Genomic DNA, 25204 nt, shown 5'->3' on the forward strand with positions numbered 1-25204 from the left:
CGACCGAACCCTTGGCCCCGACGTGGGCGGTGTTACGGGCGACAATGAAGTGATCCGTCGCGCCGCTGATATCGCCCTTAACGTGGTCTGATGTTCAGCTTTTCATCCCATCCCAGAAGCTCTTGACCTTTTCGAAAAATCCGCTGGCATCGGGGTTGTTCGACTTGGCGCTGATCTCGTCGAATTTGCGCAGCAGCTCCTTTTGTTCGCTGGTCAAGCTCACGGGCGTTTCGACCGCCAATTCGATATACATCTCACCGATGCCAGATCCGCGAAGCTGTGGCATGCCCTTGCTGCGCAGACGCATCTGGCGGCCCGATTGTGAACCTTCGGGCACCTTGACGCGGGTGCGGCCACCATCGATGGTCGGCACCTCGATCTCGCCACCCAAGGCGGCCTTTGTCATCGAAACCGGCACGCGGCAGAACAGATCGATGCCTTCGCGATGAAACAGCGGATGCTCGGCCACATCGATGAAGATGTAAAGATCGCCCGACGGCCCGCCGCGAAGCCCGGCCTCGCCCTCACCTGACAGGCGAATACGGGTTCCCGTTTCGACACCCGCCGGGATATTGACCGACAGCGCGCGATCCTTTTGCTGACGACCCGCGCCGCCACAGCTCCGGCAGGGATTCTTGACGATCTGGCCCATTCCCGAACAGGTCGGGCAGCTGCGTTCGACAGTGAAAAATCCTTGCTGGGCGCGCACCTTGCCCATGCCGGAACATGTGGGGCAGGTGGTCGGTTCCGCCCCGCCTTCGGATCCGGTGCCAGAACAGCCCGCACACGCGATGGTGCTGGGCACGGTGATCTGTTTGGTCAGACCAGAAAACGCCTCTTCGAGGGTGATTTTCAGATTGTAGCGCAAATCCGAGCCACGGCTGGCCCGGCTGCGGGCTGCACCGCGCTGGCCGCCCATGAAATCGCCGAACAGATCTTCGAACACATCCGAAAAGGCCGAGGCGAAATCGCCCTGACCCGGCCGCCCACCGTTACCGCCTGCACGCCCGCCACCCGCCATGCCCCCGTCAAAGGCCGCGTGGCCAAAGCGGTCATAGGCCGCTTTCTTGTCGGCATCCTTCAGCACGTCATGGGCCTCGTTCACCTCCTTGAACTGGGCCTCGGCGTTGGGATTATCGGAATTGCGGTCGGGGTGAAGCTCTTTCGCCTTTTGGCGATAGGCTTTCTTGATCTCCTCGGCGGAGGCGCCCTTCGAGATCCCCAGAACCTCGTAATAATCGCGCTTTGCCATGTCGTCCCTTCCCTGAACGCATGGACCGGCCGGGGTCAGACCCGACCGGTCGCTTTGGGTTCATGTCACGCGATCAGCCGCGTTTGCGGTCGTCGTCCAGATCCTCGAAGTCGGCATCCACGATGTCGTCATCCACCGGGCGGGCCCCATCGCGATCGTCATCGCCGTCTTGCGCTTGCGCCTTGTAGATGGCTTCACCCAGCCGCATGGCCGCTTCGGTCACGTTCTGGATACCGCTCTTGATCTTGCCGGCATCATCGATATCCAACTGGTCTTTCAGGGCCTTGATCGCCAGCTCGATCGCTTCGACGGTGGACGGGTCGACCTTGTCCCCATGCTCATTGATCGATTTTTCGGTCGAATGGATCAGGCTTTCGGCCTGATTGCGGGTTTCCACCAATTCGCGACGCTTCTTGTCGCCTTCGGCGTTTTCTTCCGCTTCGCGCACCATGCGTTCGATATCCTCGTCCGACAGGCCGCCCGAGGCTTGGATGGTGATCTTTTGTTCCTTGCCGGTGCCCTTGTCGCGGGCCCCGACCGACACGATGCCATTGGCGTCGATGTCAAAGGTCACTTCGATCTGCGGAATGCCGCGCGGTGCGGGCGGGATGTTTTCAAGGTTGAACTGGCCCAGCATCTTGTTGTCGGCCGCCATTTCGCGTTCGCCCTGAAACACCCGGATCGTCACCGCATTCTGATTGTCGTCGGCGGTCGAAAAGATCTGTGCCTTTTTCGTCGGGATCGTCGTGTTGCGGTCGATCAGGCGCGTGAACACGCCCCCCTGCGTTTCAATCCCAAGGCTCAGCGGCGTCACGTCCAGAAGGACCACATCCTTGACGTCGCCTTGCAAGACACCGGCCTGAATGGCGGCGCCAAGGGCCACGACCTCATCGGGGTTGACGCCCTTGTGGGGTTCCTTGCCGAAGAATTTGGTGACCTCTTCCACAACTCTGGGCATGCGGGTCATGCCGCCTACCAGGACGACCTCGTCGATATCGCCCTTGGACAGGCCCGCATCCTTGAGAGCCGCCGCGCAGGGCTTCATCGATTTCGTGATCAGATCGCCCACAAGGCTTTCCAGCTTGGCGCGCGTCAGCTTCATCACCAGGTGCAAGGGCTGACCACCCGCGCCCATCGAGATGAAAGGCTGGTTGATTTCCGTCTGGCTGGAAGACGAAAGCTCGATCTTGGCCTTTTCGGCGGCCTCTTTCAGCCGCTGCAATGCCATCTTGTCAGCCGTCAGATCGACGCCATGCTCTTTCTTGAATTCGTCAGCCAGATAGCTGACGATCCGCATGTCGAAATCTTCGCCCCCAAGGAAGGTGTCGCCATTGGTCGATTTCACTTCGAACAGGCCATCGTCGATTTCAAGGATGGTGATGTCGAAGGTGCCGCCGCCAAGGTCATAGACCGCGATGGTGCGGGTTTCCTTCTTGTCCAGACCATAGGCAAGTGCGGCCGCCGTGGGTTCGTTGATGATGCGCAGCACCTCAAGCCCGGCGATCCGGCCCGCGTCTTTCGTCGCTTGGCGCTGGGCATCGTTGAAATAGGCGGGTACGGTGATGACGGCTTGCGTCACTTCCTCGCCAAGGTAGCTTTCGGCGGTTTCCTTCATCTTGGTCAGGATCTGGGCCGAAACCTGGCTGGGTGAATATTTCTCACCGCGCACTTCGACCCATGCGTCGCCGTTGCCGCCATTGACGATCTTGTAGGGGACAAGCTTCTTGTCCTTTTCTACCTCGGCATCGCCCAGACGGCGGCCGATCAGGCGCTTGACCGCAAAAATGGTGTTTTCGGGGTTTGTCACGGCCTGACGTTTGGCCGCTTGACCCACAAGGCGTTCATCTTCGGTGTAGCCCACGATCGAGGGCGTGGTGCGCGCCCCTTCGGAGTTTTCGATCACGCGGGGCTGGCTGCCATCCATGATGGCGATGCAGGAATTGGTGGTGCCGAGGTCGATACCGATCACTTTGGCCATGGTTGTCGGGTCCCTTCTTTCAAGCGAACGGGCGATGGCGGGTCCGTTCTGGCCCCCGGTGTCGCCCCATAAATGGCAATCTGTCTGGCCGGGATGCACGCCCGACCGGTTCGGAGGGTATATAGGAGGGGGGTTTGGCCCCTGCAAGCGGGGCTTGCCATCCGAAAAACGCACAAAATCGCCTGTGGCCTTGGGAATGTCCGGGCGCCTTGGCGCGACTGGCCGATCCAGTCGCCGCCGCCCGATAGCGCATTGCCTGATCCCATCGCGTGTGGGCTAGCGTCCGGCCCCCCAACTGGCCGAAGCATGCTTGCGGGTATAGGCTTCGGCCATGAAGCCGATGACCAGCGCGATCAGGGTGAAATAAAGGGGAAATTGCCAATTCGAATGATGCGGAAAGTAGTTCACGAATGTGAATCCCCGCGCCTGATCGATCACATGAAACAGCGGGTTCCAGTCGAACATATCGATGATCATGCCCGGCACCATATTGGCCACGAACATCTTGCCCGACGCGATCATGTTGGCCCGGACATAGATAAGCTGCAAGATGTTGACCACATCGGGCAACCACGGCTTTGCCGCAAGCAAGATCAGGCCCACCGCGCATCCTGTGGCCCATGCCAGCAGAAACATCATCAAGGCGCCCGGCCAATCATGGATCGTGATCGGGTTGATGATGGTGTGAATCATCAACAGCAACACAAAAAGACTGACGGTCTGGGTATAGAGCGCACCCAGCGCCGAAGAGAGAATCGCCACCAGCGTATTCATCGGCGCATGCTGCATGATCGGCGACGCCGAACCCTCGGCGCCCATCACCTGTTGCAAGGCCTTGACATGCGTCAGATAGGCAAAGATGCCGGTCAAAAGATACAGCATGAAATCGCCACGGATCGCGGCGCCCCTCATGCCGAGGACAGAGAACACAACATAGAATGCGGCCAGAAACAGCAATGACTGGAAAATACTCAGAAGAATGGCCCAGATCGCGCTGCGATGGCTTTGGCGCACCTTGCGGGCGGCGGTGTGAACGCTGAGCTCCAGCATGGTCATAGCAAGGCTGAGGGTCGATTGCGGGCGTCTGGTCTCGAACATACGTGCTGAACCCCGTTACCGTTCCAAACCCTGCACCGATCCATGCCCGGCGCGCCACTCTTGCCCCGCCCGCTGTTGCCGACGATAACGTCGAAATCAATACCATCCAATGAAGGCGAAATGGAGGCGGATGTGGATTACGATCACCTGATGCGGGTCTTGCGCGCAGCCGCCATCGAGGCGGGCACCCGCATCATGCAGGTTTATGAGAGCCCCGATTTCGCGGTGCGGGCCAAGTCAGACGACAGCCCGGTTACCATGGCCGATGAGGCGGCCGATGCGCTGATCTCGGCGCGGTTGCGCGCGGAATTTCCCGATCTGGTGCTGGTGACCGAAGAACAGGCCGCCAGCCATAGCCAGACCGCCCGCAGCTTTCTGATCGTCGATCCTCTGGATGGCACCAAGGAATTCGTTCAGCGCCGGGGCGATTTCACCGTCAATATCGCCCTGGTGCAAAATGGTGTGCCGCTTCGCGGCGTGGTCTATGCCCCCGCCAAGGGACGGTTGTTTTACACCGATGCCCATGGTCACAGCGTCGAGGAAACCGGGCCTTTCGATGCCGCCAATCCCGGACCGCTCACACCCATGCGGGTCGCGAAACCCGACAATGCCGCCTTGCGGATCGTGGCGTCGAAATCCCACAGCGACGCCGCCACCGAGGCCTATATCGGCAAATATGCAGTGGCAGATCTCAAGAATGCCGGCTCCTCGCTGAAATTCTGTCTGGTTGCCGCGGGCGAGGCCGATCTTTACCCCCGTTTGGGGCGCACGATGGAATGGGATACCGCCGCGGGCGATGCCGTGCTGCGCGGTGCTGGCGGCCGGATGATCCGCTTCGAAGATCACCAGCCCTTTGTCTATGGCAAGCCCGGTTACGCCAACGGATTTTTCATCGCCCATGCCCCGGGCGTCGAGGTAAAGGCACCATGAGCGTCATTTGCGTCATTCCTGCGCGCTACGCCTCTAGCCGCTATCCCGGCAAACCGCTGGCTTTGTTGCGCGGCGCGACGGGTCAGTCGCAAAGCCTTATTGAACGCAGCTGGCGCGCGGCCTGTGCGGTGTCGGGTCTGGATGCGATCTATGTTGCCACCGATGATGATCGTATTGCCGATGCCGTGCGTGCATTTGGGGCCGACGTGCTGATGACCTCTTCGTCGGCACGCAACGGAACCGAACGCTGCGCCGAAGCGCTTGAGCAGCTGGGCGGTGGCGTTGAAATGATCGTCAACCTGCAAGGCGATGCCCCGCTCACCCCACCATGGTTTCTGGAGGCGTTGATCGCCGGGCTGCGCGCCGATCAGGTTGCAGCCATCGCCACCCCCGTCTTGCGCTGTGACGGGGAAACGCTGGCGGCCCTCAAGGCGGATCGCGCCGCAGGGCGCGTCGGAGGGACCACCGCCGTGGTCGATCGGGCGATGCGCGGGCTCTATTTCTCGAAAGAGGTGATCCCCTATACCGCCGACACCTACGCACCCGATGCCGATACGCCGGTGTTCCACCATGTTGGCGTCTATGCCTATCGCCCTGATGCCTTGCGGGCCTATCCCGCGTGGCCGGTTGGCCCATTGGAAACGCTCGAGGGCCTCGAACAGCTTCGCTTTCTGGAAGCCGGCCAGCCGGTTCTTTGCGTTGAAGTGGCCGCGCAGGGTCGCAAGTTCTGGGAGCTGAACAATCCCGAGGATGTGCCACGAATCGAGGCGATGCTGACCGCCATGGGCCAGCCGTGACCGATGCCCGAAACCTGCCTGAGCGGATTTTGGGCCGCTTGACCGCATGTTCGCCTCGGTAACGGCTGCACAATAGTGATGGCGGCATCGCATCCGGCACGGGGCAAAGCACAGACCAACTTAACCTTTAGATTTTTCTAGATTTCCTTTTTCAGCGTCTTTGCTCTATTGTGTACGTGACGCGGGTCAAGACGGCGCTGACCTGTGCTTCAGGTGAGGATGTCCCGATGAAAAAGCGTGTGACCAAGGCGATCTTTCCCGTGGCTGGGCTGGGCACAAGGTTTTTGCCCGCCACCAAGTCGATCCCGAAAGAGATCATGACCCTGGTCGACCGGCCCTTGATCCAATACGCCATCGACGAAGCACGCGCCGCCGGGATCAAGGATTTCATCTTTGTCACCAGCCGGGGCAAATCCGCGCTGGAAGATTACTTTGACATTGCGCCCGCATTGGAAAGCCAACTGCGCAAAAAGGGCAAGACCGACCTGTTGGAAGCCTTGAAGGCCACCAACATGGAATCAGGCGCCATCGCCTATATTCGCCAAAATCGCGCGATGGGTCTGGGCCACGCCGTTTGGTGCGCAAGACGCTTGATGGGCGACGAACCTTTTGCCGTGATCTTGCCCGATGACGTGATCGCGGCCGAAACGCCGTGTCTGCAGCAAATGGTCGAGGCCCATGCCGAGATCGGCGGCAACATGGTCGCCGCGATGGAGGTTCCGGCCAGCAAGATATCGGCTTATGGGGTGCTCGACATCAAGCAGGACATGGGTGCGGTCGTATCGGTCAAGGGCATGGTGGAAAAGCCCGCATTGGGCAGCGCCCCCTCCAATCTTGCGGTGATCGGGCGCTATATCCTGACGCCTGCGATCATGGATAACCTCAACAAGATCAAGACCGGCGCAGGGGGCGAGGTTCAGTTGACCGATGCCATCGCCCAAGAGATCACAAATTCGGACAATGTCTATGGGTTCCGGTTCCGGGGGCAGCGGTTCGATTGCGGGTCAAAAGCCGGCTTTTTGCAGGCGACCGTGGCCTTTGCGCTGGGTCGTGATGATCTGCGCGATGAATTTTCGACCTATCTGAGCGATGTGATGACCGCCCGCCGCGCCGCGCAATAGGCGGGCGTCCCCGTCAGATGTCGCAGTCCGTCTTTTCCGCACTCGCCGCCCAGAATCCGCCGCTGTGCCGGTCGGCTTGGTTCTTGTATCGCATGCGGTGGAAACGGCGCCGCCTGATCCTGCGGGCGCTGCGCCGACGTCATGACATAAGCCGTTTGCGCGTCGATGAGGCGGCCATTGCCGCTGCACCGATTTTGGCATTTTCGACCGTTCGCAACGAGATCGACAGGTTGCCCTATTTCCTGAACCATCATCGGGCACTTGGGGTGGGCCATTTTCTTGTGGTCGACAATGCCAGCACCGATGGAAGCGACAGCTATCTTGCCGCGCAGCCGGATGTATCGCTTTGGACAACGGATGCGTCCTACAAGCTGGCGCGCTTTGGGGTGGATTGGCTGATGTGCCTCAAGTTCCGCTTTGGGTCGGGCAAGTGGTGCCTGACGCTGGATGCTGACGAGGCGCTGATCTTGCCCGGGGCTCGGGGTCTTGGGGATCTTGTTGCGCATCTGGACGCAACCGGCCGGCCGTCGTTCGGGGTGGTCATGCTGGATGCCTATCCCAAGGGGTCGGTCAGCGCGGGCAACTATGTGCCCGGTGAGAACCCCTTTGATCACCTGTGCTGGTTTGATGCCGACGGATACCGCGCCCGGCGTCATGCGGTGTTCGACAATCTTTGGGTGCAAGGCGGGGTGCGCGACCGCGTCTTTTTCCGCGATCAACCCCAGCGTGCCCCAACCTTGAACAAGACCCCGCTGGTGCGCTGGCGGCGCAGCTATGCCTATGTCACGTCGACCCATCAGATGCTGCCGCTGGCGCTTAATCATGTCTTTGACACAGATGCGCCGACGGGTGTCTTGCTGCACAGCAAGTTCTTGCCGCAGATCGCGGCCAAATCCGCCGAAGAACTGCAACGCCGCCAGCATTTCCAGAACGGCGACTTGTACGAGACCTATCACCGGGCCTTGATCGCTGGGCCCGATCTTTGGCATGTCGCATCGACACGCTACGAAAGCCCCGCCCAACTGGAACAGTTGGGCCTGATGTCGGCGGGCGATTGGTGTTGAGCAGCAACCGTTCTGGCCAAAAGTTCGGGAAAAATCCGAAAACAGATGATTCCGGTGCTGGTAAGCATTACGTTAACCAAGGCCGTGTTAGCGCAAATGGCGCTTCCAGTTCGATCGCGGCATACGGGGTAGGTTTTGGGTATCTTGCAATCACTTGGGTTGCGTGTGCAACGGCAACGCTGCCATGTTCGGGCTTGGCACAAATCCCGCGATCTGCGGTCGGTCAAGAACCGCACCGACAGCATCCGGCCGGGCGATATCCTTCTGTTCAGCACCTTCCGCAATGAAGCGGTTCGTCTGCCCTATTTTCTTGAATATTACCGCAATCTTGGCGTGGATCATTTCATCATGGTCGACAACGCCAGCCAGGATGGCGGCGCCGATTATATTGCCCAACAGCCAGACGTTTCCCTATGGACGACCGCAAAAAGCTACAAGTCGGCCCGGTTCGGGGTGGATTGGCTCAACTATTTGCAACGGCGCCATGGGCATGATCACTGGACGCTTGTTGTCGATCCGGATGAGTTCTTCATCTTTCCTTTTTGTGACACCCGTCCGATCCGCGCGCTGACCGACTGGCTGGAGGAAAGTTCCATCCGGTCCTTTGGCACGATGCTGCTGGACATGTATCCCAAGGGGCCGATCGCCGCGCAGCCCTATGTCGAAGGCACCGATCCGTTTCAGATCGCTTGCTGGTTCGATCCGGGCAATTATGTCATCCAGCGCAACCGCCGATATGGCAATCTGTGGATTCAGGGCGGGCCCCGCGCGCGGAGTTTCTTTGCCGACAACCCCGCGCGCGCCCCTGCGCTCAACAAGATCCCTTTGGTCAAGTGGCATCGGCGCTATGCCTATCTGAGCTCGACCCATATGTTGCTGCCGCGTGGGCTGAACCTTGTGTATGATCAATCGGGGGGTGAAAAGACCTCGGGTATGCTGCTGCACGCCAAATTCCTTGATACGTTCAGCGCCAAGGTTACCGAAGAGCTTGATCGGCGCGAACATCATGCTGCTTCGGCCGAATACCGGGCCTATCATGACGGGTTGGGCCAGAACCCCGATTTCTGGACCCGATGGTCGGAACGCTACATCAATTGGCGCCAGCTTGAGATTCTTGGCCTGATGTCCAAGGGTAACTGGGCATGAGCACGCTTGGTTTCGTGATGTTATGCCATACCGCGTTGCACCGCGCCGCCCAGGTTGCGCGCCATCTGGCCGAACGCGATTGCCCGGTGGTCATTCACGTCGATGGTCGCGTGACACGCAGCGCCTATGAGGCGTTTCGCCGGGACCTGGGCGATCTGGATAGGCTTCGGTTTACCAGGCGGCTGCGCTGCGACTGGGGAACGTGGTCGCTGGTGCAGGCGTCCCAAAGCGCGGCCGAGATGCTGCTGGCCGAATTCCCCGAAGTGCGGCATGTCTATCTGGCCTCTGGGTCGTGCTTGCCGCTTCGGCCAGTGGATGAGTTGCGCGCCTATCTGGCCGACCGTCCCATGACGGATTTCATCGAAAGCGTCACGTCCGAGGATGTGGACTGGACCGTCGGGGGGCTGAACCTGGAACGGTTCACGCTGCGGTTTCCTTTTTCGTGGAAACGACAGCGTGTCTTGTTTGACGCCTATGTCGGTCTGCAACGCCGCCTCGGCTATCGTCGCACACTGCCCAAGGGGATCGTCCCGCATCTGGGCAGCCAATGGTGGTGCCTGACACGTCAAACCCTGACCGCGATTCTACAAGATCCAAGGCGGCGCGAGCTTGAACAGTTTTTTCGGAACGTCTGGATACCCGATGAGAGCTATTACCAGACCCTGGTTCGAAGATACGCCCGCAGGATCGAAAGCCGGTCGCTGACGCTGTCCAAGTTTGATGTTCAGGGCAAGCCGCATGTCTTTTATGATGACCATCTGCATCTGCTGCGCCGGTCCGATTGCTTTGTCGCGCGCAAGATCTGGCCAAAGGCAGACCGGCTTTACGCCACATTTCTGACCGATCACGCCGCCGACAATCGCATGGCAGAACCCGCGCCCGGCAAGATCGACCGGGTCTTTTCAAAAGCGCAGGAGCGCCGCACCCGAGGGCGGCCGGGGCTTTACATGCCGGGCCGTTTTCCGAAATCAGATCGGGAAAAAGGCAAGACCGCCACCCCCTATTGCGTGTTTCAGGGCTTCAACGATCTTTTCGAGGATTTTGAGGGGTGGCTGTCCCGCAGGCTTGGGGCGCCGGTTCATGGCAACATCTTTGATCCCGTGCGCGCCCGTTTCGCGGATGATGCCCCGATTTATATCGGCTGTCTTTCGTCCGATCCCGTGTTGCGTGATTATGTGCCCGAGCAGTTCCTGACCAGCCTGATCTGGAACACGCGCGGCGCGCGGCAGGTGTTCATGTTCGGCCCGCGCGACAACCAGCGTGCTGGCGTCTTTATGGCCAATGACGCCAATGCCCAGATTTCGGTCATCACCGGGGCGTGGGCTGTGCGGCTCTATCAGTCGACCGGCGATTTCGCGGACATTCGTCAACAGGCCGCCCAGCTTCAGCGCCATGAGATTGAATTCGTCAACGCCCTGCGCCACGCGAAATCCCGCGCCAACATCCGCATCTGGACCCTTGCGGAATTCATCGAAGAGCCGATAGAAAACCTGCAAGGGGTGCTTGACGCGATGGATGGCGCCAACGTGCTTCGCCTGACCGAAGCGCCGCGCATGGCCGATCTGTCGGGGTTCGCGGGTTTTGTGCAATCGCTGAAAAATCAGGGGATGAACCCGATGACCGTGGGCGATTTCCCGCAAGACGGCATCGTGCACCGCCCGCCCACCGACCGCAATCGTCCCTATCTTGTGACCTGATCCATGCCAGACCGCACATTTGATGCCTTTGTTCTTTTTGCCGAGATGCGGACGGGATCAAATCTTTTACAAGAAAGCCTGAACGCGTTGCCTGACGTGATCTGTCACGGTGAGATCTACAATCCCGGCTTTATTGGCCAGCACAACCGCTTCGAGATGTTCGGCTATGACATCGACCAGCGCGAGGCCGATCCCATTGGCCTGTTGGATGCGATGATCGCACATTCCGAGGGATTGCCGGGTTTTCGGCTGTTTCACGATCATGATGACCGGGTTGTGGATCGTGTTCTGCCCGATCCACGCATCGCCAAGGTGATCCTCACGCGCAATCCGCTTGACAGCTACGTCAGCCGCAAGATCGCCACCGCGACGGGGCAATGGCGCATGACTGATGTGCGTCGCCACAAATCCGCCAGGATCCGCTTCGATCTGATCGAGTTCACCGAATTGCTGGATCATCTGATGGCTTTTCAACGTCGTTTGCGGCGCGGGCTTCAGGTTACGGGGCAGACGGCGTTTCACATCCGCTACGAGGATATCGCTGACACAGAGGTCTTGAACGGCCTTGCCGCCTTTCTGGGGTCGGCGGGCCGGCTGGAGACGATGCCGCAAAGGCTGAAAAAGCAAAATCCCGATGATCTGGCCGAAAAGGTCGAGAACTACGAGGACATGCTGGCGGGCTTGCGCGATCTGGATCGGTTCGGTCTGGCTGTCACACAGGAATTCGAACCGCCCCGGGCCGCGGGCGTGGCGGGCTTTGTGGCGCATCCACAGGCAGGCTTGTTGTTTCTGCCGATCAAGGGCGCGCCGGAACAGGCCGTGCTAAACTGGATGGGGGCCATCGGCGGTGTCGGACGCGACGCGCTGCTGCGCGGGATGACCCAAAAGGATTTGTGCCAATGGATGAAGGACCATCCCGGCTATCGCAGCTTTAGCGTGCTGCGCCATCCGGTGGCGCGCGCCTATAACAGCTTTTGCCGCTTCGTTCTGCCAGATGACCGCCCTGTTTATGCCGAACCGCGCAAGATCATGCGGCAACGCTACAAGCTGCCGATCCCGGCCAAAACGCCCGGTCCCGGTTGGGGGGCCGAGGCGCAAAAGACCGCGTTCGTGGCGTTTCTTGATTTTCTCAAGGCCAATCTGGCCGGGCAGACCAGCGTGAGGGTCGACCCCGCTTGGGCAACGCAATCCGCGATCTTGCAAGGTATCGCACAAGTCACGACGCCCCATCATCTGATCCATGAGGCCGACATGGCGCAAGCGCTGGGCGATCTGGCCCGCGCGGTCGGCCTGACCCAGAGCCCGCCCATCCAAGCCGAGTGCATTCCGACATCCGTGCCGCTGAACCACATCCATGACAGCATGATCGAACAAGCCGCGATGGCGACCTATCGGCGCGATTACCTGAACCTTGGGTTTGTTACCTGGACGGCGGGTTAAGCGGCCTTGGATGTTTCGTATTCGGTCAGCAAGGTATGCAGCGTCCCGGGATCTGCATTGGCCCTGAGCTTGCTGCGCAAGGCCCCGTCGCGCAATGTGCGCGACACCAGCGCCAGCGCCTTGAGATGGTCCACCCCGGTGTCAGCAGGGGCAAAAAGCGCGAAAACCAGATCCACGGGCTGCCTGTCGGCCGCATCGAAATCGACGGGTTTTTCCAGCCGGAAAAAGGCGCCATGCACCTCGGTCAATTCCGGCAGGCGCGCATGTGGCAAGGCCACCCCATGACCGACGCCTGTTGGACCAAGGCTTTCACGTTCCTGCAGCGCATCGAAAATCTGACTTTCCGGCAGCCCGATCAGGTCATGCGCCAAGACCGCGATTGACTGCATCAATCGCTTCTTGCTGGTCACATCGGTCAACACCTTGACGGCGCGCGGCTTTAACAGCGACGACAGGTCCATTCCATACCCCACAATGATCCGACAACCGGATCGGTTTGGCGCGTTGCGGCAAAGTCTGGCGCCGCAATGCGCGCCGCGTTCATTCCAATCGCGGGTCTATCCAGCCGACATTTCCGTCGTCGCGCCGATAAACCACGTTCACCCCGCTGTGTTTCTCGTTGCGAAAGATCATGACCGACGCACCCAAAAGCTCCATCTGCATCACGGCTTCACCGACGGAAAGGGATGGAATCTTGGTTGCCATTTCGGCCACGATGATCGGGTTCAAGTCGCGCGGTTCGTGTTCCTCTTCCTCGTGTCCAGACCGGGCAAGGACATACATGGGTGCCTCAAGGGTTTCAACGGGGCTTTGCCGGTCGCGGTGATGGTCCTTCAGCCGGCGCTTGTAGCGGCGAAGCTGTTTTTCCATTTTCTCGCAGCTGCTGTCGAAGGCGCTGTAGATTTCATGCGCATGCCCCTTGGCCGACGCGGTCAGGCCTGTGGACAGATGCACCGTCGCCTCGCAGACGAATTCGGCACCGGAACGCGAAAAGATGACGGTCGCATCGGTCGGCCGTTGGGCGTATTTGCTCACCGCGGCATCCATGCTGGTCTTTACATGGGTTTGCAGCGCGTCGCCGACATCGATCTGTTTTCCGGTGATTTGGTAGCGCATGGGGCCTCCGCCATTCGGGTGCACCGGGGCGAAACGGCCCGGGATGGGCCGTGGCGCCGGTGCAAGAGCATGTCCGGTCGATTGCGATTAAGGGCGATCCATAACCCGCCAAGGCGGGCCTTTTGCCGGGCCAGGCCCGGCTGAATCAGGGATGAAGCGAACGCGAACATCACCCCCATTAGGCGACGCCCGCGACCCGGTGTCAACGTAAAGCAGTGCCTTGCGATCAGGAGATGCGAAAGCTTTGCCCCAGATAGACGCGGCGCACATTTTCGTCGCGCACAACCTCATCGGGGGTGCCGGACTTTATGATGATCCCGTCATGCAAGATATAGGCACGGTCCACGATCTCGAGCGTTTCACGCACATTGTGATCGGTGATCAGCACACCTATTCCCCGTGTCTTCAAATCCTGAACCAGATGCCGGATATCATTCACCGCGATGGGATCGACACCGGCAAAGGGTTCGTCCAGCAGCACATAGCGTGGTCGCGATGCCAGACAGCGGGCGATCTCGACCCGGCGCCGCTCGCCCCCCGACAGCGACAGGGCTTGCGCGCGGCGCAGATGCGCGATGGAAAAATCGGCCAGCAATTCCTCAAGCCGATCATTGCGGCGGGCGCGGTCGGGTTCCACCACCTCAAGGATCGCCAAGATATTGTCTTCCACCGACAGGCCGCGAAAGATCGACATCTCTTGTGGCAAATACCCGATTCCGGCCCGTGCACGGCGATACATCGGAAACAGCGTCACATCCTGCCCATCAATGGTGACGGTTCCACCATCGGGCGTGATCAGCCCTGCGATACAATAAAAGGATGTGGTCTTGCCTGATCCGTTGGGGCCCAACAGCGCCACCACCTCACCCCGCGCCAAGGTCAGGGAAATATCCCGGATCACCGGGCGCTTGCGGTAGGATTTGCGCAGCCGGTCAACAACCAGCCCCTGTCCGCCTTGGGTTATGCTGAGGGCGGGGCGCGCGGTCATGGCTGCTGTCGCTCGGGGGTCAACACGGTGCGGACGCGCCCACCCACGGTGCCGTTGCCGGTCGCCATGTCGATCACCATGCTGTCGCCCGCGATCGTGATGGCCCCTTGGGTCACCAACACATCGCCTGCCATGTTCAACAGGGCGGTTGCGATGTCGTAACGCGCCTCGTCGCTTTGGGCGGCATCTTCCCCGCGCGTGACCAAAACGCCGCCACTCGCGATCACCGCATCGACACCGCGCGTGGCGCCGGCATCGGAATAGATCACCTCGACCCGACCCGCAGCGATGCGCAAATCGCCCTGAAGGATGACCACATTGCCCTCGAACAGGGCGCGTCCGCTGGTCTGGTCGATGGAAAGGCTGTCTGCCACGACCTCCACGGCCTGGGTGGCATCATGGGCCACACCGCCAAAACCCACCGCGATCTGCGCGGCGGACTGTCCGGCCATGGCCAGACAAAGGGCCACAATGGCTGGGCGGAGCATTTGGCGCATCGTCATGGTCTTTCGGTTCCATCCTCAGGCACATATAGCAGGCGAACGCCCCCAGTGAAACTGACCAAAGCCTGCTCTTCGTTGCCGGTCAACTGCATCATGCCAGCTTCCAGCGTCAAGCCCGGCGCGCTCATCACAACCGCACCCGGTGAGACAAGGCGCATGTGATCCAACGCCACGCTGATCGCCTCTGATACAAGGCGATACCCTGACGAGGTCAGGATCGTGACCGCCCCGCTTAACGCGATGCTTTGTTCGGGCAGATCGAAATCGCCGATCTCGGCCGATAGCCTCAGGGTGTTGGCCGCGCTCAGCGCCACATCCGCCTCTACATTGATCATGTGGATGACGTTGGGCTTGGCGCCGTGTTGTGTCGCGCTGTCGGCCTGAAACGTGACGGCGCGGCCATCTTGCAGCGTGCCTGCAAAACGCGGCTGTGACAGGCGCTGATCGCTGGAAAGCTGTTCCACATCCACATTGGCGAATGGCAGCGCATCATCGGGGTTGGGTGTGCGCGAAAACAAGAACAGCGTCGACAACAGCGCCAGTGCGGTCAGCGGCAACACCACCTTTGCCCAAGCAACAAGGGTGGAATAGCGGTTGGACCCTGCCATCGCCTTGGCCTCAATGGCTGAAGATGTCGATCTCGGGCCAACCCGCAAGGTCAAGCTTTGCGCGTGTCGGCAGGAAATCGAAACAGGCCTGCGCGATATCAGCCCGCCCTTCGCGCACCAAAAGCGGGTCAAGCGCGTCTTTCAGCCGATGCAGATACAGCACATCGGACGCAGCATAGCTTTTCTGCGCCTCGCTCAGCGTTTCCGATCCCCAATCCGATGTCTGTTGCTGCTTGGAAATATCGATGTCGAGCAATTCCTGAAGCAGGTATTTCAACCCGTGCCGGTCGGTGTAGGTGCGCGTCAGCTTGGCAGCGATCTTGGTACAATAGACCGGCGCGGCCAGCGCACCAAAGGCGTGAAACATCACCGCGATGTCAAAGCGGCCAAAATGAAACAGCTTCAGAACATCTGCATCGCTCAACAGCCGCGACAGATTAGGCGCCACGGTCTGGCCACGCGCAATCTGAACCAGATGTGCCTGCCCGTCGCCGCCCGACAGCTGCACCAGACACAGCCGGTCACGATGCGGGTTAAGGCCCATGGTTTCGCAATCGATGGCCACCACAGGTCCAAGATCAAGACCATCGGGCAGATCATTGTGATGGAAATGGATGGTCATGTCTCTTTTCCTTTGGGCTGCGCGTACCGGGGTCACTTAGAACCGCTTGCGCGCAAACGCCATAGCGAACAGACAAGACATGGTGCCCAGGAGAGGACTCGAACCTCCACGACCTTTCGGCCACTGGTACCTGAAACCAGCGCGTCTACCAATTCCGCCACCTGGGCAGGTGTCGTGGAGGCGGCTGATACCGTGGCCTCGGGGGGCTGTCAACGGGGATCGGCGACCAACAGCGCGCCTTAGTAATCGCGTTCGAAAAACAGGCCAAGGCTTGTATCCCCGGCCGACGAAAAGCTGCCGCGCGCGGTGATGTCGGGGGTCAGATCGATGTTGAGAGACACGCCCGCCCCGCCATCACCGCCGATGGTGACATCGGTATAGATGTTGTCGGACAGATAGCGCCCCGCGCGCAATGCGGCATTGCCTTGGGCATCGGTCTGAAGATCCAGATCATCAAGCCCAAGACCCTGACGCAGATTGGCCAAGAACCCGCCCTGTGACGATCCGCCCGCCAGCCCGGTGGCGGCATCGGCCAGTTGCAGCACCTGCACCGGCGACAAGCCGGACACTGATCGCCCGAACAAGAGCTGTGCCAGAATCTCATCCTCGGGCAGCGCCGGGCTTGAGGACAGGGCGATATCGGGTTTGCTGACCGGGCCGATCAGTGAAATGGCGATCTGGTAGCCACCGCTGCGGGCGCTGGCCAGCAGCCGGATGAACGGATCAAAGTTGCCCTCCAATGTGGCTGCCCCTTCGGTCAGGTCCAGCCGCTTGCCAAGGATCGACAGCCGCCCGCGGATCAGGTTCAGCCGCCCTGCGGGGATCACTTCGGCGGTGGTGCCGCCGATTCGCAGATTGCCGCCCAATTCGGCATCCAGACCGCGGCCGCGGATGAACACCCGCCCCGGCGCATTGATCGTCAGGTCAAGCCCGATGCGCTGCGATCCACCCGTTTGTTCCTGAGTGGGACCAAGCCCCGCGGCGATCCGGGTGCGCTGTTCGGCTGGGGTTTCATCCAGGTGGGTGATGGGTGGAATCGGCGCTGATGCGCCCAGCCCGCTATCGGGCACGCGCAAATTCGTCTCGCCCATCGTGACGGTTCCGGCGACCTGAAACGCGCCGCTCAATGGCCCGTTCAGCGTGATATCAGCCCGGTCAATGCGCGCATCATAGAGCCGTGGGTCCACCAGCCGCATCGCTTGCCCGGTCAGGCTGATCTGTGCGGGCAGACCGGGCCGATCCAGCCCGACCGTGCCATCGACCCTCAGGCCGCCGCCGCTGGCCAGATCACCTGTTGCAGACAGCGTGACCCGCCCGCCCGCGATCTGTGCGCTGCCTGTCAGGTTTTCCAGCGCAGTTTGCGCCAGCGGCAGGGTCAGCCGCGCATTTGCCATCCGCAACGTGCCCGACAGCGCCGCAAGCCCGGGTGCGCCCCGGACGGCCAGATCGAAACCCAATATGCCAAACAGGCTTTGGGGGGCCAGCGCCCGGTTGGCCAGCGCCAGCGGCACTTGGCCATTGGCGGTCATGTCCACCGTGCCATCCTCACCCATCACGCTGCCTGCCAGCGATGCGCTCAGCCCCGCGGCGCTGGCGACATCCGCGCGCAGCCGCCAAGGCGCCGTATCGCCGGGGCCGCGCGTGACGTTCAGGCCGGCCGTGACCGGCCCGCGCAACGTATCGGTAAAGAGCCCGATATCCGCCAATTCGCCCGAGCCCTTGACCAATGCGCCATCGCTGTTGATCCGGCCATCGAGGCTCAGATCAAGCTGAGTGCCCGACAGGGTCAGCGCGCGCAAAGTCAGCCCGTTTTCATCCCGGAGCGCCGATAGCGTGACATCGGTGTCACCGTCGAAAAGCGCGGGCGGCAGTGCATCAGCCAGCCGCAAATCGCGGCCCGTGCCGTTCAGAACCATGTCGAATGCGCCCGACAGCACATCGGCCTGCAAGGCAAGATTGGCCGCCAGACGCCCCGCCAGCGGCTGGCCGGCCAGCGGCGCGAACCGCGCCAAGCGTGCAATGTCGAGCGCCAGATCTGTGTCGAGCGTCAGGCGGTCGTCGCCCAAGGCCAGGGCCGCCACACCCGTCAACCGCAGATCGCCCGCCTGCACTGACAGATCACGCAGGCTTATGGGGTTGCCCTCGGACCACAGCAGCCGCGCCTGCAACTGTCCTGCCGCGCCAAGTGCTGCGGCCAGCGCGGGGTCGCCATGGGCAAGACCCGCGATATCAAGGGTGATCGGCGCGTCCAGCCTCAGGCCATCTGCCCCGGGGCCAAGCGTGCCGCTGGCCTCCAGCCCAATTCGAGCGATGTTGAAACCGGAGGTGGCGAGCGCGGATATCGCGCCTTGTGCGGTGTAGCCATCGCCCGCCGCTGCATCATAGCGCAGCGTCAGATCGGCCTGCCCGACGGTCACATCCCCACCCGGCACCGGAAGCCGCACTGGCCCCTGCCCTGATGGGTCCGCCATCCGCAGGGTCAGATCAAAGGCGCGCGGCACACCACCCGGCGCCACCGACAGCGTGCCGTCTATGGCCAGTTTGGCGGCCGTCAACCGCAACCTGTCCAATTCCACCGCGCCATCGGGCAAAAGCTGCACCTCGGTCGACAGGGCCACGTCAGGCCCGAAAAAGGCGCGGTAATCGGGCAAAAACAGGGGTGTGATGTCGCCGCCCACATCCGCCGTGATGCGTCTGAGGCCGGTCTGTTCATCACGGATCGTGGCGACCGAGCCGCTCAGGCGCGGTGCGCCGTTGCTGTCGAGCGCGATCCGGGCGGTGAAATCGTCGATCGGCCCGCTGCCCGTGGCCGAAAACCCGATTGCAGGGGCATCGGGCAGGGCCAGACGGGTGGCCAAAAGGCCGCCAGCCGCCTCGGTCAGAACCAGCGACAGATCCAACTGGCCCGTGTCGTTGGCATAATCGACGCTCAACGCAAATCGTCCCTCGGGGCCGTCCAGACGGGTGATCTCCAGATCGGCGTGCCCGACCCCCTTCGCCAGCGTTGCCCCGCCGCCCGCCGACAGATCCACCGCCGTGCCCATCACGGCCTGGCCAAGCGTGACCTGTGCAAGGCTGATCTGACCGATGGCGATCGACAGCGGCAATTGCGGCAAGCGAAACGGCGTGGCTTCGGCTGTCGGAAGATCAAGCCCCGGTTCGGGCAGCGGCGCGCGCACCACCTCCAGCCGCTCGGCGTGCAAGGCGTTGATCTGTAACGCGCCACGCAGCAGGGCCGCGCGCGACCAATCCAATCGCGCGCCTTCCAGCCTGAGCCAGACGCCATCCGCATCCGCGATGGTCAAAAGATCCATCTCGGCGCTGGCGCTCAACGCGCCCCGGAACCCCTGGATCGTCACCTGACGCGCGCCGCCTGACAGCTGTTCTTCAAGAAACCGCACGATGCGCGAACGGTCATCGGCGGGTTGTGCCATGGCCAGACCGGGAAGCAGCAGCGCCAGCGCCAGCATCACCGCAAAGATCGCCCCGATCCGCATCAAAATGCCTGCCCGATACCGATATAGAGATACAGATCGCGCCCTGCGTTGTCGCCGGATGCCGGGATCGCCAGATCAACGCGGATCGGACCAAACGGTGTTGCATACCGCAGACCAAGCCCCGCGCCCGCATGCCAATCGGCGCTGCCCGAACCCCATGCATCCGCGCTGACGTAGCCCGCATCGGCAAAGCTGACGATGCCAAAAGCGGTGTCGCCGATCTTGCGGCGCACTTCGCCCGATAACCCCGCAAAGCTGCGCCCGCCGCTGGGCAGGCCCGCCTGAACCGCGCCCAGCACACGATAGGATTGGCCGCGCACCGTGCCCGACCCGCCCGAGAAGAACAGATCGTCGGGTGGAATATCGGTCAGGCTGCCGCCTGTGATCGTGCCAAACTGAACCCGCCCTGCGAGCAGGGTTTGGTCACCTGCGCCAAGCGGCCAGTAGCCCCGCCCGTCAACTGTCAGCCGCGCCCCTGTGCTGCCGCCCAGAACCTGAAACGGTGTCAGCGTCACCGCTGCAAAATGGCCTTGGCGGGCATCGATCGCGCTGTCGCGGCCGTCATGGGTCACGCCCAACGGCAGGGTCAGCCCCGTGATGTCGCGCGCGCCAAACCCATCCTCGATTCGTGAAAAGGCAAGCCCCAGCCCCCCCTGAAGCGTCAAGGTTTCCGACATCTGACGCGTCAGCTTTCCCTCCACCCCGATGCCGTCGATCCGAAATGTCGGCTCCCGCAGTGCGACGGCGATGGCTTGCAGCGACAGGCCGGTGTCTGGCCCGAAACTGGCCGGTCGATCAAAGCGCGCGGTGATGACAGTGTCGATCCCGTCACTGGATGCGATGTCCTCGATCCCTGAAACCTCCAGATCAAAGCGCAGCCGTTCGGCCCCGCCCATCAGGTTGCGGTGCAGCCAATAGGCGCTCAGGCCCAAGCCCGCATCGCTGGCAAGCTCGACCCCGAACCCAAGGCGGTGAAGCGGCGCCTCGTCCAAAAGCGCGGTGACTTCGGCCACATCGCCCGGCCCCGGTTCGGCAAGCCGCACGGCAACCGCTGTAAAGACCCCCGTGTCGCGCAAGCGCTCTTCGGCGCGCGCCAAGGCGGCGGGGGAATAGATCTCACCCACCGGCAGACCGGCGATGGCAAGGATACGCTCGGTGCGCATGCGATCTTGCCCTTCGGGCAAAAGCGCGCCGAAGCGGATCACCGGTCCCGGATCGATCCGGATCGCCACATCCAGAAGCGCCGCGCGGTGGGTGGCGGTGACGCGCTGTTCGGCCAGATCGGCGGTGGCATGCCCAAGGTTTTGCCACGCTTCCAAGGCAGCCCGGGTGGCATCGCGCAAAAGTGGCGTGGTGGCCGGGCCGCCCGTGCGAAATTCTTCGGGCAAGACGGTGCCATCGGCCAGCGGGCCGATCTGCGCCTGTCCCAGCTGAAAGGGTGGGCCGGTTTCGATGATGATCTCGACGCGGCGCACCGCGTCGGGGGCGGAAAACGGCGAGATTTCGGATGCCTCGCGCCCATCGAGCCGGATGGAAATGACCGGGGCAAAAAACCCTGCCTCGTAAAGACTGCCGATCAGCCGACCGTAATCGGCGCGCGCCGCTGCCGTGATGTCCTGGCCTTGGCGCGCGGCTTCGGTGTCGGTCGGGCGCAGCAAAAGCGATTGTGCGCGCAGCCGCTCGATCAGGGCGGGATCAGCACCGGGCGCGCTCAGCGTGATCTCTTGTGCGGTGGCCGGATGCGCAGCGGGAAATAACCCGGCAGCAAGGGTCGCCGTGAACACAAACGCGCGGATCATACGGGGCAAGAACGACATGCCTTTCAGGATAGTCTGTGCCGCGGTTTGGCGCTAGTCAGATCATGCACCAACCGCAAAACGACCGAAACTTGAGACGATTTGCGCCTTGTCGTGCCGATGCGGCCCGCCTATCACGCGGCCAACGCGACCAAAGGACATCAGCCATGTCGAAGCTCGTCACCATTTTCGGCGGTTCTGGATTTATCGGCCGATACATCGCACGCCGCATGGCCAAGGAAGGCTGGCGGGTGCGGGTGGCGGTGCGGCGCCCGAACGAGGCGCTTTTCGTGCGCCCGTATGGCGCTGTCGGTCAGGTCGAGCCGATCCTTGCCAATCTGCGCGATGACGACAGCGTGCGCGCCGCAATCCAAGGTGCGGATGCGGTGGTCAATTGCGTGGGCATCCTGGCGGAAAGCGGCAAGAACCGCTTTGACGCCGTTCAAACCGAAGGGGCGGTGCGTGTGGCGCGCATTGCCGCCGACGCAGGCGTGGGGCAACTGGTGCATGTCTCGGCCATCGGCGCGGATGCCGACAGCGACAGCCTTTATGCATCGACCAAGGGCAAGGGCGAAGCCGAGGTTCTGGCGGCGTTCCCTTCCGCCGTGATCTTGCGGCCTTCGATCGTTTTTGGCACCGAAGACCAGTTCTTCAACCGCTTCGCGGCAATGAGCCGGATGGGCCCCGTTTTGCCCGTTGTGGGCGCCCAGACACGGTTTCAGCCGGTCTATGTGGATGATGTGGCCCAAGCCGCCGTGATGGGCGTGTTGGGCACGGCCAAGCCCGGCATCTATGAGCTTGGCGGGCCCGATATCGACAGCTTCCGGGGGTTGATGCAGCGCATGCTGGGCGTGATCCGGCGGCGGCGCCTGATCGTGAACACGCCGTTCTGGGTTGCGCGCATCATGGCGGGCGTTTTCGATGGGCTTCAGGCGGTAACCTTGGGTCTGTTTCACAACGGGTTGTTGACCCGCGATCAGGTGCGCAATCTGGCGCGTGACAATGTCGTGGGCGCCGATCGGATGACCTTTGCCACCCTGGGGATCGTGCCCACCGCGATGGAGGCCGTGCTTGAGGGTTACCTTTGGCCCTACCGACCCGGCGGCCAATATGCCGAGATCAAGGAAAGCGCCCGCCATCTGAAAAAGGATTGAGGCAGGCGGCCCTCAGCCATAGGCGATGCCAAGCAAGATAACGCCCAGCACGATCCGGTAGATCACATAGGGCGTGAAGCTGATCGTTTTCAAAAGTCGCATCATCACCGCCAGCGCCACAAGTGCCGCCGCAAAGGCAAGTGCCGCCGCAATCGCACCATCGCGCAGCGCCGCCAGATCAGCCGCCATCGCCGCATCCGCCCCCAGCAAGATGCCCGAGGCCGCGATGGTGGGGATCGACATCAGCATCGACAACCGCGCCGCACTGTCGCGCCCATAGCCCAGAAACCGCGCCCCGGTGATGGTGATGCCCGACCGCGACGTGCCCGGGATCAGCGCCACCGCCTGCCACAGGCCAAGGATCACCGCATCGCGCAACGACCAGTTTTCGGTCTGCTTGCGCGTGGGGCCGCGTTGATCGGCCCAATAGAGCACCAGCCCGAACACCAGCATCGTCCAGCCGATCACCGCGATGGATCGCAACGCATCGGCCAGCCCCGTCAGATGCAGCACCAGCCCCGCCAAGATCACCGGGACCGTCGCCACCATCAGCAGGAACGCCAACCTTGCACCCGGCGTATCGATGCGCCCCGTCAATAGCCGTGGCACGCCCCACAGGCCCAGCCGCACATCAGGCCAAAAATAGACGATCACCGCCCCAAGCGTGCCGACATGCACCGCCACATCGATCACCTGGCCTTGGTCATCCAGCCCGGTGAGATTCGGCAAAAGCACCAGATGCCCCGAGCTTGAGATCGGCAAGAACTCGGTCACGCCTTGAATCAGCGCCAAAAGGACCAGATGCCAGAGCATCATCGCAAAACACCCCGGAAAATCCATTTTCCCGCAAGTAACTGGTTTCGCATTTTAAAATCCCGAATAGGTCCGATTGTTTACTATTTTCCGGGTTTGACCCCCGCCTTTGTTCGATCTGGGGTCAAATAATCCGTAAATAGGTCAGTATAGCTGTCTTTTTATCCATTTACGCTGTCGGTATAGCCAGCGCAGCTAGGATGGGAGATGTTTCGTGGCCAAGCAACCCATGTTGAAATTCGTCACCGTCAGCAAGGAGATGCCGGAAAAGCGTCCGCCGGTGCTGCGCAAGGCTGACTTTGATGAGATCTATGGCGAATATGCGCGCGACAAAGCCGCCGAACAGGCCGGCCGTTGCAGCCAATGCGGCGTGCCCTATTGCCAGTCGCATTGCCCGCTGCACAACAACATCCCCGATTGGCTGAAACTGACCGCCGAGGGGCGGCTCAGGGAAGCCTATGAAATCTCTCAGGCCACCAATACCTTCCCGGAAATCTGTGGCCGCATCTGCCCGCAAGATCGCCTGTGCGAAGGCAATTGCGTGATCGAGCAATCCGGTCATGGCACGGTCACCATCGGGTCGGTCGAGAAATACATCACCGACACCGCATGGGAACAGGGCTGGGTCACGCCCGGCGCGCCGTCGACCGAGCGCGCCGAATCGGTCGCGATCATCGGCGCGGGCCCCGGTGGCTTGGCGGCCGCCGACATGCTGCGCCGGGCGGGTCTTCAGGTGACGGTCTATGACCGCTACGACCGCGCGGGCGGGTTGATGACCTACGGCATTCCGGGCTTCAAGCTGGAAAAAGACGTGGTCATGCGCCGCATCCAGCAGCTCGAGGATGCTGGCATCGAATTCGTCCAAAACTGCAATGTGGGTGAAACGATCAGCTTCGACGCGATCCGCGGCAAGCATGATTTTGTGGTCATCGCCACGGGCGTCTACAAATCGCGCGATCTGAACGCGCCGGGCGTGGGGGCCGATGGCATCGTGCGCGCGATCGATTACCTGACCGCGTCCAACCGCAAAAGCTTTGGCGACGAGGTGCCGGAATTCGACAGCGGCGAATTGAACGCCGCAGGCAAGCGCATCGTCGTGATCGGCGGCGGTGACACTGCGATGGATTGCGTGCGCACCGCCATTCGTCAGGGCGCTGTCAGCGTCAAATGCCTGTATCGTCGCGACAAGGCGAACATGCCCGGCAGCCAGCGTGAAGTCGCCAATGCCGAGGAAGAGGGCGTCGATTTCGTCTGGCTGTCTGCCCCCAAGGGCTTTACCGGCAATGCGGCGGTCGATGGCGTGATGGTGCAAAAGATGCGTCTGGGCCAGCCCGATGCCACCGGCCGCCAAAGCCCCGAGATCATCGAGGGCGCCGATTACGTCGAAGCGGCCGATCTGGTCATCAAGGCGCTGGGCTTTGAGCCCGAAGATCTGCCGACGCTGTGGGGTGCGCCCGAGCTGGAGGTCACCCGTTGGGGCACGATCAAGGCCAATTTCCGCACCCATGAGACGCAGATCCCCAATGTCTATGCGGTGGGCGACATCGTGCGCGGCGCCAGCCTTGTGGTCTGGGCGATCCGTGA

General features: G+C 61.7%; 21 protein-coding genes and 1 tRNA gene. 9 read left to right on the forward strand and 13 right to left on the reverse strand.

Annotated features, from left to right (window positions below; genetic code table 11):
- Positions 1-94: 94 nt before the first annotated feature.
- The 3 genes from dnaJ to Q0094_RS05510 form a co-directional block, all read right to left on the reverse strand.
- Positions 95-1252 (reverse strand): molecular chaperone DnaJ, encoded by a 1158-nt coding sequence (gene dnaJ, locus Q0094_RS05500; protein ID WP_297616090.1) that lies wholly within the window; start codon positions 1250-1252, stop codon positions 95-97.
- A 73-nt stretch (positions 1253-1325) separates the two neighbouring features.
- Complete coding sequence (gene dnaK, locus Q0094_RS05505; RefSeq protein ID WP_297616092.1) at positions 1326-3230, reverse strand: molecular chaperone DnaK; 1905 nt, start codon at positions 3228-3230, stop codon at positions 1326-1328.
- 276 nt (positions 3231-3506) lie between these two features.
- The gene (locus tag Q0094_RS05510; RefSeq protein WP_297616094.1) at positions 3507-4328 is read right to left on the reverse strand and encodes an ABC transporter permease; all 822 of its coding nucleotides are present in this window, start codon (positions 4326-4328) and stop codon (positions 3507-3509) included.
- 132 nt (positions 4329-4460) lie between these two features.
- Here Q0094_RS05510 and cysQ point away from each other — a divergent pair, with 132 nt between their 5' ends.
- From cysQ to Q0094_RS05545, 7 genes are all read left to right on the forward strand, one after another.
- Entirely contained in the window at positions 4461-5258 is a 798-nt protein-coding gene (cysQ, locus tag Q0094_RS05515; protein WP_297616124.1) for a 3'(2'),5'-bisphosphate nucleotidase CysQ, read from the forward strand.
- Positions 5255-6055, forward strand: a complete 801-nt coding sequence (locus Q0094_RS05520; RefSeq protein ID WP_297616096.1) for a manno-octulosonate cytidylyltransferase — start codon at positions 5255-5257, stop codon at positions 6053-6055. Before cysQ ends, Q0094_RS05520 begins: the two co-directional genes overlap by 4 nt.
- 227 nt (positions 6056-6282) lie before the next feature.
- Entirely contained in the window at positions 6283-7176 is an 894-nt protein-coding gene (gene galU / locus Q0094_RS05525) for a UTP--glucose-1-phosphate uridylyltransferase GalU (RefSeq protein WP_297616098.1), read from the forward strand.
- Positions 7177-7193: 17 nt separating this feature from the next.
- The gene (locus Q0094_RS05530; RefSeq protein ID WP_297616100.1) at positions 7194-8240 is read left to right on the forward strand and encodes a glycosyltransferase family 2 protein; all 1047 of its coding nucleotides are present in this window, start codon (positions 7194-7196) and stop codon (positions 8238-8240) included.
- Between the two features lie 159 nt (positions 8241-8399).
- Positions 8400-9386, forward strand: a complete 987-nt coding sequence (locus tag Q0094_RS05535) for a glycosyltransferase family 2 protein (RefSeq protein ID WP_297616126.1) — start codon at positions 8400-8402, stop codon at positions 9384-9386.
- Positions 9383-11083: a beta-1,6-N-acetylglucosaminyltransferase gene (locus Q0094_RS05540; protein WP_297616102.1), complete on the forward strand. Its 1701-nt coding sequence runs from the start codon at positions 9383-9385 to the stop codon at positions 11081-11083. The genes Q0094_RS05535 and Q0094_RS05540 overlap by 4 nt, the downstream gene beginning before the upstream one ends.
- Before the next feature lie 3 nt (positions 11084-11086).
- On the forward strand, positions 11087-12523 hold the full coding sequence (locus tag Q0094_RS05545; RefSeq protein WP_297616104.1) for a nodulation protein NodH: 1437 nt from the start codon (positions 11087-11089) through the stop codon (positions 12521-12523).
- Here the strand turns inward: Q0094_RS05545 and Q0094_RS05550 are convergent.
- The 9 genes from Q0094_RS05550 to Q0094_RS05590 form a co-directional block, all read right to left on the reverse strand.
- On the reverse strand, positions 12520-12984 hold the full coding sequence (locus Q0094_RS05550; RefSeq protein ID WP_297616106.1) for a PTS sugar transporter subunit IIA: 465 nt from the start codon (positions 12982-12984) through the stop codon (positions 12520-12522). The two genes, Q0094_RS05545 and Q0094_RS05550, sit on opposite strands and share 4 nt — an antisense overlap.
- A gap of 79 nt (positions 12985-13063) precedes the next feature.
- Positions 13064-13639, reverse strand: a complete 576-nt coding sequence (gene raiA, locus Q0094_RS05555; RefSeq protein WP_297616108.1) for a ribosome-associated translation inhibitor RaiA — start codon at positions 13637-13639, stop codon at positions 13064-13066.
- Positions 13640-13865: 226 nt separating this feature from the next.
- Positions 13866-14627, reverse strand: coding sequence for an LPS export ABC transporter ATP-binding protein (gene lptB / locus Q0094_RS05560; protein ID WP_297616109.1), 762 nt, complete (start codon positions 14625-14627; stop codon positions 13866-13868).
- Entirely contained in the window at positions 14624-15079 is a 456-nt protein-coding gene (locus tag Q0094_RS05565) for an LptA/OstA family protein (RefSeq protein WP_297616110.1), read from the reverse strand. The genes lptB and Q0094_RS05565 overlap by 4 nt, the downstream gene beginning before the upstream one ends.
- A 47-nt stretch (positions 15080-15126) precedes the next feature.
- A complete protein-coding gene (locus Q0094_RS05570; protein ID WP_297616112.1) occupies positions 15127-15738 on the reverse strand; it encodes a hypothetical protein in 612 nt (203 codons plus the stop codon).
- A 10-nt stretch (positions 15739-15748) separates the two neighbouring features.
- Complete coding sequence (locus tag Q0094_RS05575; RefSeq protein WP_297616114.1) at positions 15749-16360, reverse strand: ribonuclease D; 612 nt, start codon at positions 16358-16360, stop codon at positions 15749-15751.
- An 80-nt stretch (positions 16361-16440) separates the two neighbouring features.
- Positions 16441-16527, reverse strand: a tRNA-Leu gene (locus Q0094_RS05580).
- A gap of 72 nt (positions 16528-16599) precedes the next feature.
- Positions 16600-19857 (reverse strand): translocation/assembly module TamB domain-containing protein, encoded by a 3258-nt coding sequence (locus Q0094_RS05585; protein ID WP_297616116.1) that lies wholly within the window; start codon positions 19855-19857, stop codon positions 16600-16602.
- The gene (locus Q0094_RS05590; protein ID WP_297616118.1) at positions 19857-21656 is read right to left on the reverse strand and encodes a BamA/TamA family outer membrane protein; all 1800 of its coding nucleotides are present in this window, start codon (positions 21654-21656) and stop codon (positions 19857-19859) included. The genes Q0094_RS05585 and Q0094_RS05590 overlap by 1 nt, the downstream gene beginning before the upstream one ends.
- 164 nt (positions 21657-21820) lie before the next feature.
- Between Q0094_RS05590 and Q0094_RS05595 the strand changes: the two genes are divergently transcribed.
- Entirely contained in the window at positions 21821-22807 is a 987-nt protein-coding gene (locus Q0094_RS05595; RefSeq protein WP_297616120.1) for a complex I NDUFA9 subunit family protein, read from the forward strand.
- Positions 22808-22819: 12 nt separating this feature from the next.
- Here the strand turns inward: Q0094_RS05595 and Q0094_RS05600 are convergent, their stop codons facing one another.
- Positions 22820-23623, reverse strand: coding sequence for an undecaprenyl-diphosphate phosphatase (locus Q0094_RS05600; protein ID WP_297616128.1), 804 nt, complete (start codon positions 23621-23623; stop codon positions 22820-22822).
- 211 nt (positions 23624-23834) lie between these two features.
- Here Q0094_RS05600 and Q0094_RS05605 point away from each other — a divergent pair.
- A partial coding sequence (locus Q0094_RS05605) for an NAD(P)-dependent oxidoreductase (RefSeq protein WP_297616122.1) occupies positions 23835-25204 on the forward strand: 1370 nt, incomplete at its 3' end.

It is taken from the genome of uncultured Roseicyclus sp., from assembly GCF_937892565.1.
GTDB lineage: Bacteria > Pseudomonadota > Alphaproteobacteria > Rhodobacterales > Rhodobacteraceae > Roseicyclus.